The following is a 19,108-nucleotide window of genomic DNA, read 5'->3' as shown; positions in this document are numbered from 1 at the left end:
CATCAACAATACATAGATCAAAAGAAACTCTTGCAGTAATTCATGGGACGAGTGCTTCTCTTCAGATGATACCGAGATAACTTCATGCCGTTCAGATAACTTCTCTGAACGAATTTACTATTGGCAAGATCTAGCAAATAACAATAAGATTCGAGCCATTGATTTACTGGGAAGATGTCCTAGATGATTTATTGGTTACTAAGGAATAGAGTGATAGACCTCTCAATCGTTATACTTCTCTAGTGCCATCATCTCGCAAATACACATTTTGAGTAGTCCTGTGACCAAAGTTCTAAGAAGAAACAGACTAGTAAAACGCGGTTATCAACAGGGATATCTGGCCTAGATGAAATTCTCAATGGTGGACTCATAGCTAATCGGGCTTATTTAGTGCGCGGGGGGCCAGGGACAGGTAAAACGACTTTAGGACTGCACTACTTAACCCACCAGCTGCCCCAAGGGGAAATCATCCCTGCTCATCTGTTTTGGTGAACCGGGTCACCAAATCCTAGAAACTGGATCTGACATGGACTTAGATCTAGAGTCCGTCAGTTGTCTGGATCTCAGTCCTGACTCAGCTTTTTTTACGGAGTCACAAACCTACGATTTTTTTAGCCCTGCTGAAGTGGAAAAAAGATCCGATCACCCAGAAAATTGTGGATCAAGTGACGAAGTTGAAGCCAGACCGAATCTTTGTCGATTCGATGACGCAATTTCGCTACATCACTGCAGATACCTTTCAGTTTCGCAAGCAAGTATTAGCGTTTATCCGCTTTATTCTTGGCCAAGGTGCAACGGTCGTTTTTACATCAGAATGCAGTCCAGAAGAACCTGATTATGATCTGCAGTTCATGAGTGATGGGGTGATTAACTTGGGAATTACACCTACACGGCGTACTGTTGGCATCTCCAAATTCCGCAGCTCAGGATTTCAAGCAGGAAATCACTCTCTGCGGCTTGGCCCCAAAGGCATGTCTGTCTTTCCCAAGTTATTACCTGAAGCTTACAAACGTAATTTTCAACCTGAACCCCTCCCATCAGGCATTCCCGCCCTCGACAAAATGCTCCGAGGTGGCATTGAACGAGGCATGGTGACGCTATTTAGAGGGCCGAGTGGGGTAGGCAAAACCACTATTGGTCTTCAGTTCATGAAGGAAGCAGCAAGCCGTATGGAACGTCTGTCGTCTTTACTTTTGAAGAAGATGTAGAATTATTCTTCGACGTTCAGAAAAGCTAAAAATCCCAGCACGGGTGATGACGGAGGAAGGGTCTTTAGCTATTGTCAAAATTGAGCCCTTGCAATACATCCCGATGAGTTTTCCAGTATTGTTCGCCATGAGGTTGAGGAGAATCATATACGTATTGTCATGATTGATAGCATCTCGGGCTATAACCTCTCCATGCAAGGAGAAGATTTTCTATCTCACCTACATGCATTGTGTAAATATCTAGCCAATATGGGGGTTGCAGTAATCCTCATCAATGAACGGCATTATTAGATGAAGATGATAAAGGAACTGCTGATAGTTTCACTTATCTAGCCGATAATCTAATCTTGCTGAGATATGTCGATCGTCATGAAGATGGCAAGGTCGAATACGAAGAGCATTGGTGTCATCAAAAAGCGGTTAAGTGATTTTGAAAAAACCTTAAGGGAACTGAAGATAACACAGTACGGTGTGGAAGTGGGTCCACCCCTGACGGGACTTCAAGGAATTTTTGATGGCGATATCATCAAGTCTGAAGATGACGATGATGTTTGATTAGGCAGGAATACGGACCTTAAAACTGCTGCCTTTCCCCACTTGAGATTGCAACTCCACCGTACCTTGATGGGCCGCGACGATTTGACGGACTAGGTTCAGTCCCAACCCATTTCCCGAACAGCGATGATTACCTTGGAACTCCCGTTCAAAAACGATGGGCTGCTCGTCAGGAGAGATGCCACAGCCAGTATCTTCCACTCTCATTATTAGAGAATTGTCTTGTTTTTCCAATTGAATCTGGATGGAACCTGTATCGGTAAATTTAATTGAATTACCCACGAGATTCGTAATGACTCTTCTTAGCTCTAACCGTGCACCTGATAGGATGAAAATCATGATTCAAATTGGTGTTGGACTTGGTCACTATCTTTAACTCAAGTCCCTTCTCTTCAGCCAGTGGTCTCAGTTCTTCAATCACTGACTCCGTTAGTTGTTTTACATCGAAGGTCGTATAAGCTAAAGCTTTTTGGCCCGCTTCATATTTATAAATTTCAAGTAATGTATTGGTCATTTGCAACAGATCAGAATTGCTGTCTTTCATGGTGGCAATCACTTTCTGGCAAGGATCCGGGATGGTTCCATATTTCCCCACGCTCCACTAAGGTAAACATCCGATCTGCAGCCACGAGAGGAATACGTAAATCATGAGTAAGGCGATAGACAAACTCTTCCCTCATTACTGTCATTTGTTCTCGCTCATCAATACTATGTTTCAGACGCAACAGGGAGCGAACCCGAGCCAACAACTCCGTAATCTCAACGGGTTTTTTAATGAAATCATCGGCCCTGCATCAAGTCCTTCCACTACATCCGATTGCTCTTGGGCGGTGATCAGCAATATCGGGATAAGGGCAAGTCTTTTGCTTGCGAATCTGTCGAGTTAGCTCTGTACCATTCATTCCCGGCATCATGACGTCCGATAAGACTAAATGAGGCAATGACATTTGAAACTGTTCGAGGGCGACTTGCCATTCTCGGCTAAGCTCACCTGATAACCCTCCGTTTCTAGAACGGCTTGAATAAAGCAAAGATTTCATAAGCATCATCAACCACTAAGATATGGACTTGTTGATCAACTGGATAGGGAGAAGTGACGTTCATAGGGGTGCCTCAGCAAGCTATAGTCTTGATTCTCTAAGGGATGTGGCATACTGAATGAAAGTTCCACTAGTGTATCCGACAACCTTCAGTATCCGCGTCGTCCTATTGGACTAATCTCTATAGACATAATGGTTCATGAATATCATCCGCATCGTAATTATTGAAGACCATACCCTTACCAGAATGGGATTGCTGGGAGCATTGGAGGAGCAAGATATTTTGAAGTTGTAGGGGAAGCAGCTACGGGTAGTGAGGGATTAAAGCTGCTAGAAGACATACAGCCAGATGTCGCTATTGTCGATATTGGACTGCCTGATTTTGATGGCATTGAACTAGTTCAGCGATTTAGAAAAGTGCAATCAGAGGGTGAAGGTGCAGCCACCAAGGTCCTTATTTTGACAATGCACCATCAGGAAGTTGAAGTACTGGCTGCATTTGCGGCTGGCGCAGATTCCTACTGTGTAAAAGATACTGATATTGAGCTATTGGTTGAGGCCGTGAGTACTACTGCTGAAGGGCATTCATGGATCGATCCTGCAATTGCCAGCATTGTGCTTGAGCAGGCTCGCAAAGGGCATTTAGAAGGCACTACGACCACAAATTATAAAGGTGAATTAGATGCTGTCACCATTCATGGTTTAGATCCTGACAAAGCTCAACTTCTTCAAACTTCGCCCTTGACGGAGAGAGAGCTAGAAGTTCTTGAACTAATTGTGGGAGGACATAGCAATACTGCGATCTCAGAATCCCTATTTATGAGTATGGGTACGGTGAAAACTCACGTTCGCAATATCTTAAGTAAACTCTGTGCAAGCGATCGGACAGAGGCAGCTGTTAGAGCCCTTCGAGCTGGTTTGGTTAAATAAATCCTCTTGGAGCTTAGACATTTACTGGAGCTAGGCGGAAGGGGTGTCGGCCTAAACGTTTTGCTTTTTGAACACGTTCATGATTTATAGAATCAAATGAACCAAATTTCTAGGTTTCATAAAATTGCTACAGATTATTTACGCTTTCAGTCTGTTTTGCTATTAAGTTTCTATCTCAGTCTATGGATTCGTAATCACATCAAACCGGCTCAACATAGCTCAGGAGTAGCTGAATCATACCTGAGATCGCCGATAAGGATGCCGTTTCAGTCGCCGTATGGTACTCCGTCGTCGGAATCTGCAGCGTTGTCCCATTAATCGCCCCATCAGTTGCCGAAACTACTCGTCCCAATTCAGTCCGACCCAGGGGATAGGGCTTTTCACGAGTCTCATTCTGGATCGCAATATATTCATCTTTAAACCCATAGGACAGCCCGAACTCTTCACAGCGCTTCACTAATTCTTGAGTCATGGTTGGGGAAAATGGGCCATTAGCATCTTTATGGCGCAACGTAATCTGCTGAGCATCTGCATCTTCACGGGTGGCATAGGGACTGGTATCGAGGACTATCAGTCGCTGGGTGGTCAGACACTGTCGTTGAAACCAGGACAACGTATACCGCCAACTGCGTCCAGTCTCCTCTTGGGCGGTGAATAGCCCAGTCCCTTGAAACCCCTGTCGGAACAGATAGATCAACATTGCAGCACTGACAACGTTATCCAGTTGGGCCGAAATTAGTCCATCTTCAATCTGTAGCCGATCCAAAAAAGAAACAGGCGTTCCTGGCTGGAGAAATCCAGTCCATCCACTTCAAAAATCAGGTTATTCCGTTCTGGGCAAATGTAGGAGTGCGTAATTTCGCCTTGGCCTAAATAGGTGCCAGTATAGGGAAAATGAGCCTGCACCCGCTGTCCTTGAAAGCGATCTTCAATGGTGTGAAGTAAATGCTCGGATGCAGAGTCTCCCATGTTCTCACCCTGGTTCCAGCAATGAAGGCTGCATATTGAAACTCATTCGGTCCAGTACAAAGGAGTCCATGACGATCGATATGGGCAGAAAGAATAAGCTATGGGGTCGATTTCCCTGGGCAACCAATACGCCATGATAGTGCTGTACCTCAATCCCGATTTCTTCTAATTCACGTCGCAAGACCCGGAAAAAAGAGTCTTCGTTACCAACCACTGAAGGTTCTCGAATCAGTGGCTTCAGGATATCTAAGAACTGACTAACCTCCGGGTAAGTATATCCTGCAGTCGCCACTGGCATCAATACATCCTTCCGACCTAACAAATCTAGATATTCCATATCAAAGCTCCTGGTGAACAACAGCAACATCAATGGTTAGTGGCAGTGGATAGTTCATAAACTAGTGGGGCAGATGATATCCCTAACTGAAATGCTGGAGATGGGTGCAAGTGAAGTAGAATCTTGATCCAATAATAGTAATATTTATCATTGTGCTTTGTGTCGCTGCTAGCACCTTTTCTGCTTCTGTAAAATCGTCTCGGGATAATCAGGGCACCTGATCTATTAACAAGACACACATCTAAAGCCTTTATTAGTTAGGAGTTCTAAAACGCTCAGTAGGCTTGAACAATATCCCATCTCCATTCCCGGTGTGGTCTGCTTACTGAGGCCCCAATGTGGTCTAACCAAGTGATGAATAAGGCGTTGTATATCTAGCACTCCCTGAAACACTGATTGGGCCAGGAACTTCTGTTCCCATCGGTTTTTGCCAACTCAACAAAGGCAGCAACCCTCAACTGGCATTTGAATGACATTTAAATGAAATAGCTTTGACACATAGTTTCGTTAAAGTCATTCGTATAAATGAAAGTGTCAGCTACTTGATAACTCATCATAATTGATACTTTCCTATGAAGAGTACAAAAAGAGAGTTATGATACCTCACCCTGATCTACCCATAAACGGTACTCCCCTCAAATATAAACCCCTTAGCGTAACAAAATGTGACTTATCAATAGCAACTTTCGCTCAGCATCGCCTCACTGGACAGTGGTATGACTTGACAGCTCACAAGAGGGCTCTTGACCTATCCTATAACTTTGCCTTCTATAAACGCGGCCTCAAGCAAAAATCACACATACAATCCCTAAGTACACCTAGCAAACTATCGGAGATTTGACTTTTTTCGAGGGAGATAGAAAGGCAAAGTTCAACTACCAAATATATGAGGCAACACTTTTTGAACAAATAAATCTCAAAAACCTTTTTCTGAACAATGCTTTGAAGTAATTTCAATATTTCAAAAGTGTTGCCCTTACGTAGGTGTGAAGTCCAGCCTGGGGTATGCCCTCAACATTGCATAGTCAAATCTTATGATACTCTCCAACCGCAAAGAACGACTAACAAGGAAATATACCTGATTTAAACTTTGGAGAAGTTCTCTTTACTCGACTTGCTTTTTGAGTTGACGAACAAGCCAATAACTAATAGATAATGAGAAGATGGCTGTGGCGAGTCCTGCTAGATCTAATCCCGAAGATTTAGCAAAATCAAAAATAATCAACTTACGAGCCATCGCAATTAAGGCAGTTGCAATCACTAACTGTACTTGCACACCCTGATGATCTAGATATGCCTTGGTATTCTCTAATAATTCTAAAGCAATTAAAATATTGAGGAAAAGGCCAAATATACCTAGTATCATTGAATTAAAAAATCCATAGGGTTTTGTAATTAACTCACGAAACAAGCTATTCCCCAGATCCAGTAAAGCGAATGAAATGACTAGAATCAATCCTAAAGTCAAAATCTTGGCGACAGCACCTTCAAGCCGTTTCAATCCTTTCACAAAGGAATTATCGCTCAACGCTTTGACAATAGTATGCAATAGTCGACGTATACTGTTCATGGAATATCTTACACGTTGTTCTCAATTACAGCCTATTCATCTTCAGTCCTGTAGCTGAATGCCTGACAGATCTTGGTATCCCATAGCTCATAAAACCTTGCACTGTAAAGAGCGGATGCGAGTGAACCAAATTTTGTTGTAGTGTTTCTTTTGAGCTTTTTTAGAAGCAAAACACGGTTATGGATCATGGATGAACAAGGGAGCTGCACATACCTGAAGAGACAGAAGTCAAGCATGTAGTTGCCAGATTGCAGAAAATTTTACTTGAAGAACTGGAAAAGCATCAGTGGCCTGTCACCTTCAGCATGGGAGTATTAATCTTTGAATATCCCCCCAGTTCTGTTGATGAGCTGATTCAATCTGCCGATCAACTCATGTATGAAGCCAAAGATGCGGGCAAAAACGCGGTCGCCTATTCAAATACTAACCCAGGGCTGTTTCATTCTCATAGAGCCGTTGATATGGTAGGGAGTCAGCCCCAATATCCTGAGCCTCCCGAATGCCTGAAATTGCTATTGTCGAAGCCTTTTGCGATCTGCCTGACAATCGTCGCGCTAGAGGGCGAAGACACACTCAATCGTTATGTTTAGCCCTATTCACCCTTGCAGTAGCCGCAGGCAATCGTGGATTCCTCGCCATCGGAGATTGGTTAAAGGCATACCATGCTCAATTGGTTACTTTGTTTGCCCCTCATAAAGGCCGTTTACCTTCCTACAGTACAATTCGGCGTACCTTGTTGCGGATAGAGTATCTCTCGTATGGAGAGTGTTTATCTCGGTTTTTCGAGATTAAGCCCTTGCCTGGAGAAACAATTGCGACTGACGGGAAAGTACTGCGTGGGTCATATGAAGCCATCAGTGATGACCCAAGGTTAGACTCGCATCCAGCGATAATGCTCGTCAGTGCTTATATTGTTGAACGAGGGCTGATTCTGGAACCTTATGAGGTTGACTCGAAAACGAACGAGATCACCGCGCTTCCTGCATTTATTGAACAGTTGGCACTCAAGGGTGTCGTATTTGCATTTGATGCAATCAGTACCCAAAAAAAACAGCCCAGACGATTATAGATAGTGGCAATAATTATCTAGGAGCACTCAAGGGAAATCAATCTGGATTACTTAAAGGCGTCGAAGCTGAATTTAAAGCTCAACAGACAATAAAGCAAATAAACAAGGGACATGGACGTATTGAAAAAAGGACAATCAGTATCAGTCATGACTTAGCTGGTATTCCTGCGTTTCCGGGGTTACAAAGCATAATTCGTATCGTCTCCGAGCGCCAAATCTATCGAGCTAATATCGTTGAAAGCTCTACAGAGACTCGTTACTACGTTGCTTCATTTGTGGAGCCTGTGCAAGTTCTTGCTGACCGAATTCGTGGATATTGGGGAGTCGAAAATAAGGTACATCATGTTCGAGATGTGACTCAAGCACAACGATTAGCTGGCTTTAGCTTAGACAACTTAAAGTCCTTGTTTAAGATGACATAACCCTATATTCAAAAGTCCAAGAAGTCATGCATAGAAAGTCTTTCAGATAAATGAAACAGCCCTGGGATTCTATCAGCCATGACATCACCCTTTATTCAGAAAAAAATGCTTTCCCATTTTTAGTAAAAAAATCCCCTATTAATTATTCATTTGTAAAAGTTGTCAGGGCACTGGTCTTCTAAAACTACAAGGCAAAAGTCGTTTTTCTGCAAGAGTTTCAGATAAAATGGAGGCAGAAGCCTTGAATGCGGATTCAATAAGGCCTAAAGACTATAGATTCTGTTACGCAGCTAGTGCATTAGGTTCAAGTACTAGTTCGTGGAAATATTGGAAGGATTTTGCTAAAAAGTCCAGGCACTCGGATTGCTGGGACTGACGAGAGACAATTTAAGAAGAGGAGAAGGTGGACGCAGCAGTATGAGTGGCATTTCAACATCAATAATAAGCTGAAACTTCATACTATTATTGACTAGCATTAACGGACATTCCCCTTAGAAGAAATTTGAAATTACTATTGGTGGGAAATCTTATGGGAGCTTATTCGAAAACTGCTTTAATTGTCAGCATTATTCTCGGAATAGCAGGAACTGGTCTATTTACTCAATCGCAATCTAAATCAGTTAAAATCTCACTTTCTTCAGACCCTGTTCAAAAATTATTAGAAGAAGGAAAAGAGCAAGCGAAGCAGGGAAACTATCAAAAAGCTATTTACCATTATAATCAAGCCCTTCAAGAAAATCCTCAATATCTAACAGCATTTATTTATAGAGGAATTGCCTATCATGATTTAGGTGAATATCAAGTTGCGATTAAAGACTTCAATCATGCTTTAAGAATTAATCCAGATCACCCGATTGCACTATACAACCGAGGAGAATCACGCTCTGATATAGGCGATTTCGACGGGCCATTATTGATTTAACTAAAGCGATTCAGTTAAAGCCAAACTATGCTGAAGCATACAACGTTCGAGCAATAATATTTGGTTCAGTGCAAGGAGAATGGAAGATGGCATTGATGGATCTAAATCAAGCCATCCGCTTTCAGCCAGATTATGCTGATGCATATTATAACCGTGGGAGAACTTATGCAGCAATGCAAAACGCTTCCCAAGCGATTTCGAATTATACAAAAGCTATAAAGCTAAATGCAGAATTAGCTGAGGCATACGGAAATAGAGGTCTGATTAAAGCCCAAACTGGGGATAAAAATGGTGGATTAGTTGATTTACAGCACGCGGCTGATCTTTTCCAGAAGCAAGGAGATTTGGGAAATTATCAGCATACGGTATTGAGGATTCAACAAATAAAGCAAAATTAATCTCTTAAGGAAAAGTGACTGCTGACCACAAGCTAGATGTAGGTAATGACATACCCCAGAATCAACCGATCGGACTAGTCCAAAAGGAGGATGGAGATGCAATAAATTTCATCCTCTCTGCTGATGGTGAGTTTAAGTAATTTTGCTTCAATGAAGATACGGTTTCAACAATCTTGTGGGTTGCCAGATTACAGCTTTACTCAAGCCATTTATTATAAGAGATTGAACCATGTTTTCTAGCCGTCCCACTCAATGGATTCTTAGCACTACTTTCCTCGTAAGCAGCCTGGCCCTAGTTGGTTGCCAATCTATTCAGGCTAGACCTAATAGTGATTCTTCTCAAACAAATCCTGCGGCAATCCTCCAGCCTGGGAAAAATCAATCCCAAGATTACCTGATGACAGGGATTCAAAAAGCCTTTACCGAAGACTATGTGGGTGCGATTGAAGCCTATGATCTAGCGATTCAATTAACAACCTCGAATTCGGAAGTTTATTACAATCGTGGTGTTGCGTATTTCTCAATTGGTCAGACTGACAATGCGATCAAGGATTTTAACCGTGCCATCGAACTAACTCCCACTATGGCTGAAGCTTATGGCAATCGCGGTACGATTCGTCTGCTGATGAATGATCGTCAAGATGCCTTATCTGATTTCCAGACAGCTGCTCAGTTATTTGACGCACAAGAAGATCATACCTCTGCAAACATGATGCGTGGGTTGATTGAGCAAAACAAGACTCAGCCCTTATAGAATTTTGAAACTCCCTTCAGTATTGGCCCACCAGGCGAAATAACATTCATCTCCCTCCCATCTGTAATCACCTTTAGATCATGACTCATACACTCTCTCAGGCAGTAGGGTGTTCCTCATCTACCCCAAAAATCACAAAACTCTCATGGTGGAAATCTGTTAGACCCCTGAGATACCTATCCTATGATTTGGGCATTGACTTGGGTACTTCCAATACTTTGATGCACAGTTCTCATCAAGAAATCGTGTTGTAAGAATCCTCTGTTATTGCGATCAATTCAACAACTTAAATGAAAATATCAGTGCTGAGTGTCTTAGATTATCATTCTCAATATTATTGACTATTGAATGCAGTTTTTCTGACATTGACACGAGGAATTAACTTTTTCAAGAACTGAATTTTTCTAAAATTCTCAATCAAAATTCTGGATACTTCAGTACTAACACTTTTCTGATTTGAACAGTATCCCCAATTATTAGAGGTAAGCCTTAATGGCTAAGTCAATTCTGTATGATATTGATGCTCGTCAGGCCCTAGAGCAAGGAATTAACCTACTTGCTAAGGCTGTTGCGGTGACATTAGGGCCAAGAGGGCGCAATGTCGTTCTAGGGAGTGAATTTGGTGCCCCTCAAATTGTCAATGATGGCATCACCATTGCCAAGGGAATTGAACTGGAGAACCATCTAGCCAATACCGGGGTTTCATTATTACGCCAAGTTGCAGCCAAAACTAATGATATTGCAGGGGATGGCACCACTACAGCAATTGTTTTAAGCCATGCCATGGTCAAAGAAGGGTTGCGGAATGTTGCCGCTGGTGCCAATCCGATCTCAATCCGGCGAGGTATCGACAAAGCCACCCATTTTATCTTGGATCAAATTGTAGAGCATGCTCTGCCAGTGAAAGACTCCACCGCTATCACGCAAGTAGCAACCATTGCAGCAGGAAACGATGAAATCGTTGGTCAAATGATTGCAGAAGCGATGGCCAAAGTGGGTCAGAAAGGGGTAATTACCTTAGAAGAAGGTAAGTCGATGCATACTGAAATCGAAATTACTGAGGGAATGCAGTTTGACAAGGGCTATATCTCACCCTACTTCGTCACAGATGCCGAACGGATGGAGGTCATCTTAGAGGATACCTACATTCTATTAGCAGATAAAAAGATCACGTTGGCCCAAGAGCTACTTCCGATTTTGGGGAAAGTTGCTCAGACGGGCAAACCCTTCTTAATCATTGCTGAAGACATCGAAAAGGCAGCCCTGGCAACACTGGTTCTTAATCGGCTACGGGGAATTATCAATGTATCTGCAGTCAAGTCTCCCGGATTCGGTGATCGCCGCAATGATCTATTGGCTGATATGGCAGTGTTAACCGGAGGCCAGGTAATCAGCGAAGATGTAGGTCTGACGCTAGAAAACACTACGCTGGAGATGTTGGGGCAGGCACGACGGGTAACAATCACAAAAGATAATACTACCCTCGTTGCCGAAGGGAATGAGATCAGTGTTAAAGCCCGGTGTGAACAGATTTATCGTCAGATCGAGGAAACAGAATCTTCCTTTGAAAAAGAGAAACTGCAAGAACGCCTAGCAAAACTCACTGGGGGAGTAGCTGTACTCAAGGTCGGAGCTGCTACAGAAACAGAGATGAAGGATCGCAAGTTAAAACTGGAAGACGCAATTAACGCCACAAAAGCGGCGATTGAGGAAGGGATTGTTCCTGGTGGCGGGACAACTCTAGCCCATCTCGCACCTCAACTAGAGGAATGGTCTGCTGAGCATTTAGTTGGAGATGAACTCATTGGGGCAATGATTTTAACTCGCTCTCTCTCAGCTCCTCTAAGGCAGATTGTGGAGAATGCGGGTCGAAATGGCTCGGTGATTGCAGAACGTATCAAGGATCTGGCCTTCAATACTGGTTATGACGCTATAACAGGCCAGTTTGTAGATATGTTTGCAGCGGGAATTGTAGATCCTGCTAAGGTGACTCGTGCTGCGTTGCGAAATGCAGCTTCAATTGCCGGGATGGTACTGACAACTGAGTGCATCATAGCGGAGCAACCTGAGCCAAAAACAAAAAACTTGGCACATACAGGTGGAGAAGATGGAAGCTTTAGCTACTAATATTCTCGTTCACTACCTGAATGATTTCAGTCAAACCTTTTAAGTAGCATCACTCTCTATCTAAACTGCTGATTGTCTTAAAGTCATATACATGTAAAAACCTATGTCATGGATATGACAAACTACTCAATTATTCTAAAGAATCAGCCTGTCTTCAGAGATGACAGAATGGGAAAATCCAAAAATCGAATTCTCTGAAGGCTGGTTTGCCAATATTTGCTTAAAAATAATAAATACCTTGCCAAAATTGAGGGACAGACTATGACCATATCGCAATCATTACCCTTCCCTAACTGGTCTTTGGGGGAGAAAATTAAATGCTTTTTAACCTGGGTTTTTATTCTTACGGTCTGTTGGTTAGTGGTGGGGTTCCCAATTGTGGCACTCATTTCTATTAGTGGTGCATTACTGGCTCTAGGTTTGCAGGTTCTGTTACCAATGAGTACGATTGCAGTGGTCGCAGGCTGTATTCTGGCAGCCAACGTGATCATCCTACTGGGCGTAGCTGTTTCACTTACAGCTTGGGGGATACATCCACATCAGGCACCTGGTTTTCTATGGCTTAATCAAAAAAATAAAAACACAGACTCCCGTTATTTTTGCTGCTTGTCCGTTGACTTGCGACAGCCATAGAACAATCGAAGCACAATATTTCGTAAGCGACCATGGTGATGGGTTATGGTTCCATCAATCAGAGCTCGTTCTAACAGATTCTGGGGTCACTCAAATATCGTAAGCGACCATGGTCGCTTACGATGCAATGCATTACTATTGCATCTCATGGCCTAAAGTATGTGAGTTCTTTTCCTGAAATTGCCCAAGTGTCTGAAGTAACTCTTGCAGAGTATAAGGCTTAGGCAAAAAGGCATCAACACTGATAGTAGAAAATTGCTCTGTAATCAGTCCGCTAGTAGCAACAATCTTGAGGTGCGGATTGATGTCTCTCAGTGCTGAGATCGCTTCTTGCCCTCCTAGCTCCGGCATCATCATATCCATGAGTACAAGGTCAGGGTGATATTGCTTGTACTGAGCGATCGCATCTCTCCCATTCGTAGCCGTGACCACTTGATAGTTGAATAGTTCTAACGTGCTCTTGGTCATTTGCAGGATCAGCGCTTCGTCATCCACCACTAAAATTAACTGCCCCTGCCCCTCTTGTAAGTCAGGATATTGAGGTATCTCCATCTCATGATCGAGTTCAGCGGGGATAAACACTGTAAAGGTTGTTCCTCGACCCACCTCGGAATAAAGGTCTAAAAATCCGCCATGACCTTTGATAATGCCCCTCACCGTCGATAGCCCTAATCCTGTACCCTGGCCAACCTCTTTGGTCGTGAAAAAGGGATCATAAATGCGCTCTTGTACCTCGAGTGGTATGCCCATACCCGTATCAGCAACAGTGATCGCGACATACTTCCCAGTCTTTGCATCAATATGTATCTCCGCAAAGTGTTCATCCACTGTTATTGCTTTGGCCGATAGACTTAGAATGCCACCGTTAGGCATGGCATCACGGGCATTCACGCAAAGGTTCATCAATATCTGATGGACTTGGGTTGCATCGGCGGTCACCGTGGGCAGAGACTGGGTGGGAATATTGGCCTGCAGCTCAATGTGTTTTGGGAACGTGCTTCTGATGATCTGTTGAATCTCGGCCAATAGGTGACCGACCTGGAGCGTAATGAATTCCCCCTCAGCCCCCCGTGCGAAAGCTAGAATTTGCTTGACTAATTCGCTGCCGCGTTGAGCGCTATCGTTGAGCATCCGCACCAAGCGGCGGCTCTTGCTGTCTGCTGGGTCTAGGGTGATGGGTAGGAGACCCGCTGAACCAATGATAGGGGTGAAAATATTGTTGAGATCGTGAGCGATGCCACTGGCGAGGGTGCCTAAGCTCTCTAGTCGCTGGGCGCGCAGAAACTGGACCTCGAGCTGCTTTTGCTCAGTAATGTCCGTATCAACGGTGAGGATGAATTCAGGTTGACCCTCTGCATTACAGGCTAACGACCAGCGACTATCAACGACGATTGTTTGTTTCGATTGGGTCACTTTTTCTAGCTCCCCTTGCCATTCGCCCTGTTCAAGAACAGTTTGTACGGCGGTGTCTAGCTCGGGGGAACTTGTTAAATTGAGGAAGGTGATTGCATTTTGGCCGCAGGCTTCTGCTGCTGACCATCCATAGGTGCGCTGTGCCCCCTGATTCCAATACAAAATGCGATTATCTAAATCCCGTACAAAAATTGCATCGGTGGCAATGTCCAGCAATGCAGCCTGCTCCCCAATTGTATGTTCGGCCTGCTCACGGAGTTGTAGCTCATCTTGGAGCTGTTGATTGGTGAGCAGTAGGTTTTGCCGTTGGATTTGCAGCATATTGACCATGTGATGGAGGGAACGCGAGAGCTGGGCCAACTCATCTCGTCCCTCAACGGTCGGTAAGGTTTCATCAGGGCTGCCTTGCCGAATGCGATCAGCAGCAGTGGTGAGTTTAATCGTTACGAACGAGATGCGGCGTGCAATCAACCAACTGAGCAATGCAAACAGCGTTCCGATACCCAGTCCCCAACCCAAAACCTTTGCCTGTAGCACCCGAGCTGGGGCGAAGGCTTGGGTCACCGATCGACGGGCCAGCACAATCCAGCCCAGTCCAGGATAGCTGAGATAGCCCTTAGTCTTGGCCCAGCCAGTCACAAACTCCCCCTGACTGGGCCAAGACTCAATAAAATATCCTGTCCGATTCGTATTGGAGGCTTTAAGGATGGTGATCGGTAATGTTTCACCCTGAACACCTGCTGGTCCCAGCAATACATGCCCGTCTTGGCAGAGAACCAAGATTTCAGCATGATTGTGTTTGGCTTCTGGATTGATGAGCCGATGGGTAGTCTCCTTTGCCCACGACCAGCTTAAATGGACAGCGAGAACACCCTGAAGTTGTCCCTGATCATCAAATAGAGGGGTTGACAAGTCCACAAATCGGGATGATTCATCAGTGGGATTAGAGGGCCGTTTTTCTAGCATCAATGCCTCATGCATGCTACCAACAAAGGGCTGCTTCCGTCCTGCCTGAAACCACGGACGCTGGGCAACACTTTCTCCCTCCAGCAGTCCTCCAGTGCTGGCTTTCACTATACCTGCAGGGTCTGCTACCCCCAGCCAAGAATAGTTAGGGTAGGACTTCTGAAGCTGTTCCAACAGATTCCGCTCAGTGGTTATTGAGACACTCGGTTGACGCAGCACGTCAAGGCTGGCAATGATTTGCAAATCCCGATAGCGCTCAAACATACCGCGATCAAGCTTGTCGGCCACTTGAAAGGCCAGATCTTCTAAAGATTGATTAGTGACCGCTTCTAGTTGTTCCGTGCTGATGTTGCCCACCACTAGACTCAAAACGGTCGAGAGCAGTAGAACCATCCCAAACGTGATCAACAGTAAGCGAGCTTTGAGGCTTTGACGAGGATCAATTGACCGCCGTGCTCGCTTACTCCAATGTCGAAGTGAGTCAGGCCACATAGATAATATTTCTCAGATTTTTTTAGCTGGCCTGAAATGCATCCTTATCTAATATCACTCACCCATAGCTTACCTCGGCTCAACCTCATATTGTGACCCAAGCAAAAGCAATGCTATCAAGGGCTCAGACGCAAAGACAGACAAATCCTAAGATAGCGGCGATAATGGAGTTGATTGAAACGATTGTGGTCTATAAATTTCCACAACTGAGCCGGGAAGAGATAGAGAGTATGTTGGGCTTAAGCGAACTCAAGCAAACGAAAGTTTACCAGGAAGCCTTGGACGAAGGTCGCCAGGAAGGACGACAGGAAGGTGAACAGTCTGGCGCTCTTAGAGAAGCCCAATCCCTCATCCTCCGCCAACTCACCCGCCGCATTGGTGACGTTTCCCCTGAATTACAATCCCAGATTCAATCCCTCTCCCTCGATCAACTCGAAACTCTTGGTGAGGCATTGCTCGACTTTACTGAATCTTCTGATCTGGTGAACTGGCTGAAGGAACACTACACCGATTAACAGGTTTTCAGCTCAGTCAGACGCATAGGCGACAAGTCGGCATGTTGAGCCAAACACAAAATAATTTGCACCACAGAGTATGAATTCCAAGATCACCATATTAGATCTGTGATTTTAATTCCAGATTTTCTACCAAAATCTGTATTACACAAAAAATTACACGAAAAATAAGTCCTTCCCAGCCGGATTCTGAAGTTCTTGCCAGGACTGACTTTGATTAATTTGGTCTTGGTTGGTGGCTTTCTAGGGGATGGACTCTAAGTTGTTTCGCATGGTCCGAGTAGAAGGATGCTCTGGACCCAAGACGACCTCTACTATCTTTAGTGCTTGCTTTAAATTAGATTTGGCCTCCTTATACCGTCCTTGGTTTTTGTAGAGTAATGCCAGGTTATTGAGGCTAGTCGCGACAGAGGGGTGTTCATTGCCCAAGAGCTTCTGTCTCATCTGTAGGGCTTGTGTATAGAGGGGTTCTGCCTCCTCATACCGTCCTTGGTTTTTGTAGAGTCCTGCCAGGTTATTGAGGCTACTTGCGACAGAGGGGTGTTCATTGCCCAAGAGCTTCTTTTTCATCTGCAGGGCTTGTGTATAGAGGGGTTCTGCCTCCTCATACCGTCCTTGGTTGTCGTAGAGTAATGCCAGGTTATTGAGGCTAGTTGCGACATCGGGGTGTTCATTGCCCAATAGCTTCTGTCTCATCTGTAGGGCTTGTGTATAGAGGGGTTCTGCCTCCTCATACCGTCCTTGGTTGTCGTAGAGTGCTGCCAGGTTATTGAGGCTACTTGCGACAGAGGGGTGTTCATTGCCCAAGAGCTTCTGTGTCATCTGTAGGGCTTGTGTATAGAGGGGTTCTGCCTCCTCATACCGTCCTTGGTTTTTGTAGAGTCCTGCCAGGTTATTGAGGCTAGTCGCGACATAGGGGTGTTCATTGCCCAAGAGCTTCTGTCTCATCTGTAGGGCTTGTGTATAGAGGGGTTCTGCCTCCTCATACCGTCCTTGGTTCTCGTAGAGTGCTGCCAGGTTATTGAGGCTACTTGCGACAGAGGGGTGTTCATTGCCCAAGAGCTTCTGTGTCATCTGTAGGGCTTGTGTATAGAGGGGTTCTGCCTCCTCATACCGTCCTTGGTTTTTGTAGAGTCCTGCCAGGTTATTGAGGCTACTTGCGACAGAGGGGTGTTCATTGCCCAAGAGCTTCTTTTTCATCTGTAGGGCTTGTGTATAGAGGGGTTCTGCCTCCTCATACCGTCCTTGGTTGTCGTAGAGTCCTGCCAGGTTATTGAGGCTAAGAGCGACATCGGGGTGTTCATTGCCCAAGAGCTTCTGTGTCATCTGTAGGGCTTGTGTATAGAGGGGTTCTGCCTCCTCATACCGTCCTTGGCTGTCGTAGAGTAATGCCAGGTTATTGAGGCTAGTTGCGACATCGGGGTGTTCATTGCCCAATGGCTTCTGTCTCATCTGTAGGGCTTGTGTATAGAGGGGTTCTGCTTCCTCATATCGTCCTTGGTTTTTGTAGAGTCCTGCCAGGTTATTGAGGCTAGTTGCGACATCGGTGTGTTCATTGCCCAATCTTTGTTGAGTCTGTTCTAGGCATTTTTGATACCAAGGTAAAGCCAATGCATAGTTCCCTTGCCCTTCATAAAATCGACCAATACCGACATAGGGCCACATCAATTCATCATCACCGAGGTGGTCAATCCACTGTCGGATCAGTTCCTCTAGATGGGGAATGCTGGCACTCATCCCTGCAATCACATCAATCGTTGGATTCTGATTAATACCCTGAGCAACTGCAACCATTCCTCTGCAATAAGCGGCTTTGAGGGATTTCCCCTGTTCGGAATCCTCATTCAACTTAATCCGAAAGAACTCCTGAACAATTTGATGGAGTTGGTAGGTACTCTCTTCTATTCGTTTGAGTAGGTTCCTATCTTTCAAACCTTCATCTCTGATGTCTTCTAAGTCATCCTTATCCTGTTCGGATAGACATCCTTCAACCAAAGTCCAAGGAATAGGAGCAACCGCAAACATCCCCAAAAAGCAAGCCAGTTCCTGCTCTGCCTCATTCAGCTCTACCCAGCTTAATTCCAGTGCAGCAGCGACCCCAAACTGTGCGGTCATTCCTGATGCTGGAGTCGTCAGGGCTTTGGCTTGTAATCGCTTGGATTCAAGTCGCTTGATCAGCTTTTGGAGGGACCAGTCTGGCTTTCTGGCTAGATACCGTCCCACTAACTCTAGTCCTAAGGGCAATTTACCCACCCATCCACATAAGGCTTGAGCATCGTCGAGCTGAGCATCAATTCGGTCTGCTCCAACTAGGGTTCTCAGCAGGGATAAGGCACTGGTATCGCTCAGTTCTTTAATGGAAAGGGAATGATCGGATAGACCTAAATCCTGTCGGGTTGTAATCAGTACTTTATACCGTGGGTCTGACGGCGGTAAGTACGGTTCGATGGTCTCAAGGTCCTTTACATCATCAAAAATAATCAGCACCTTTCCGGTGGGCCATTGCCCCCAGATATAACTCACCTGTTGATCTTCATTGAGTCCATCCGGAAGGGCCAGTGCCAACTTGGTCCGGGCAAATTCGATAATTTGGGCAGCTAGAGCCTGGCCTTTCACTCGCAGCCAGCAAAGTCCTCCAGGGTACTGACCCTGATCGAGCTGGGAGATGGCATATTGCAGGGCAAGTTCAGTCTTTCCGATCCCACCCATGCCTGCTAATGCAGTAAGGGCTACTGGATTGTTCTTTTGGAGGAGCTGGTGCAAGTCCTGCAGCGTTTGTTCACGACCG

Annotated in this window: 13 protein-coding genes and 5 pseudogenes; 12 read left to right on the top strand and 6 right to left on the bottom strand. The window is 44.9% G+C overall.

The window, feature by feature from the left end; translation table 11 throughout:
- Positions 1–333: 333 nt before the first annotated feature.
- The 3 genes from I1H34_RS33015 (at position 334) to I1H34_RS33005 (ending at position 1,763) form a co-directional block, all read left to right on the top strand.
- Entirely contained in the window at positions 334–492 is a 159-nt protein-coding gene (locus I1H34_RS33015; RefSeq protein WP_315874906.1) for an ATPase domain-containing protein, read from the top strand.
- A 164-nt stretch (positions 493–656) separates the two neighbouring features.
- Positions 657–1,208 (top strand): ATPase domain-containing protein, encoded by a 552-nt coding sequence (locus I1H34_RS33010; protein ID WP_315874904.1) that lies wholly within the window; start codon positions 657–659, stop codon positions 1,206–1,208.
- Positions 1,209–1,583: 375 nt separating this feature from the next.
- Complete coding sequence (locus I1H34_RS33005) at positions 1,584–1,763, top strand: hypothetical protein (protein WP_315874903.1); 180 nt, start codon at positions 1,584–1,586, stop codon at positions 1,761–1,763.
- On the opposite strand, the pseudogene I1H34_RS28385 reads toward I1H34_RS33005, so the two are convergent.
- Positions 1,764–2,867 (bottom strand): annotated as a pseudogene (locus I1H34_RS28385) (sensor histidine kinase).
- Between the two features lie 135 nt (positions 2,868–3,002).
- On the opposite strand from I1H34_RS28385, the pseudogene I1H34_RS28380 reads away from it, so the two are divergent.
- A pseudogene (locus tag I1H34_RS28380) lies at positions 3,003–3,733 on the top strand (response regulator).
- 199 nt (positions 3,734–3,932) lie between these two features.
- Here I1H34_RS28380 and I1H34_RS28375 read toward each other — a convergent pair.
- From I1H34_RS28375 to I1H34_RS28365, 3 genes and pseudogenes are all read right to left on the bottom strand, one after another.
- Positions 3,933–5,000 (bottom strand): annotated as a pseudogene (locus I1H34_RS28375) (peptidase M42).
- Between the two features lie 264 nt (positions 5,001–5,264).
- A pseudogene (locus I1H34_RS28370) lies at positions 5,265–5,426 on the bottom strand (IS1 family transposase); the annotation flags it as partial.
- A gap of 718 nt (positions 5,427–6,144) precedes the next feature.
- Positions 6,145–6,609, bottom strand: a complete 465-nt coding sequence (locus I1H34_RS28365) for a phosphate-starvation-inducible PsiE family protein (protein WP_212666550.1) — start codon at positions 6,607–6,609, stop codon at positions 6,145–6,147.
- A 203-nt stretch (positions 6,610–6,812) separates the two neighbouring features.
- Here I1H34_RS28365 and I1H34_RS28360 point away from each other — a divergent pair, with 203 nt between their 5' ends.
- From I1H34_RS28360 to I1H34_RS28330, 7 genes and pseudogenes are all read left to right on the top strand, one after another.
- On the top strand, positions 6,813–7,199 hold the full coding sequence (locus I1H34_RS28360) for a diguanylate cyclase domain-containing protein (protein WP_315874905.1): 387 nt from the start codon (positions 6,813–6,815) through the stop codon (positions 7,197–7,199).
- Positions 7,109–8,100: pseudogene (locus I1H34_RS33155) on the top strand (ISAs1 family transposase). Before I1H34_RS28360 ends, I1H34_RS33155 begins: the two are co-directional and overlap by 91 nt.
- A 529-nt stretch (positions 8,101–8,629) precedes the next feature.
- Complete coding sequence (locus I1H34_RS32415) at positions 8,630–9,022, top strand: tetratricopeptide repeat protein (protein WP_249370263.1); 393 nt, start codon at positions 8,630–8,632, stop codon at positions 9,020–9,022.
- An 86-nt stretch (positions 9,023–9,108) separates the two neighbouring features.
- On the top strand, positions 9,109–9,420 hold the full coding sequence (locus I1H34_RS32410; RefSeq protein WP_249370246.1) for a tetratricopeptide repeat protein: 312 nt from the start codon (positions 9,109–9,111) through the stop codon (positions 9,418–9,420).
- Between the two features lie 229 nt (positions 9,421–9,649).
- Positions 9,650–10,174, top strand: coding sequence for a tetratricopeptide repeat protein (locus I1H34_RS28340; RefSeq protein WP_212666691.1), 525 nt, complete (start codon positions 9,650–9,652; stop codon positions 10,172–10,174).
- Between the two features lie 492 nt (positions 10,175–10,666).
- Positions 10,667–12,301: a chaperonin GroEL gene (gene groL / locus I1H34_RS28335; protein ID WP_212666690.1), complete on the top strand. Its 1,635-nt coding sequence runs from the start codon at positions 10,667–10,669 to the stop codon at positions 12,299–12,301.
- A gap of 261 nt (positions 12,302–12,562) precedes the next feature.
- The gene (locus tag I1H34_RS28330; protein WP_212666553.1) at positions 12,563–12,934 is read left to right on the top strand and encodes a hypothetical protein; all 372 of its coding nucleotides are present in this window, start codon (positions 12,563–12,565) and stop codon (positions 12,932–12,934) included.
- Between the two features lie 135 nt (positions 12,935–13,069).
- On the opposite strand, the gene I1H34_RS28325 is transcribed toward I1H34_RS28330, so the two are convergent.
- Positions 13,070–15,805 carry an ATP-binding protein gene (locus tag I1H34_RS28325; protein WP_212666689.1) on the bottom strand — a complete coding sequence of 912 codons (2,736 nt, stop codon included), beginning with the start codon at positions 15,803–15,805 and terminating at the stop codon, positions 13,070–13,072.
- Between the two features lie 92 nt (positions 15,806–15,897).
- Between I1H34_RS28325 and I1H34_RS28320 the strand changes: the two genes are divergently transcribed.
- Complete coding sequence (locus I1H34_RS28320; protein ID WP_315874902.1) at positions 15,898–16,320, top strand: DUF4351 domain-containing protein; 423 nt, start codon at positions 15,898–15,900, stop codon at positions 16,318–16,320.
- A gap of 243 nt (positions 16,321–16,563) precedes the next feature.
- On the opposite strand, the gene I1H34_RS28315 is transcribed toward I1H34_RS28320, so the two are convergent.
- Positions 16,564–19,092, bottom strand: coding sequence for a tetratricopeptide repeat protein (locus I1H34_RS28315; protein WP_212666716.1), 2,529 nt, complete (start codon positions 19,090–19,092; stop codon positions 16,564–16,566).
- Between the last annotated feature and the right edge of the window lie 16 nt (positions 19,093–19,108).

Source organism: Acaryochloris marina S15, assembly GCF_018336915.1.
GTDB classification, from domain to species: Bacteria; Cyanobacteriota; Cyanobacteriia; order Thermosynechococcales; family Thermosynechococcaceae; genus Acaryochloris; species Acaryochloris marina_A.
Note: the sequence above shows the minus strand (reverse complement) of the source record. Positions and strands in the feature narration are given on the sequence as shown.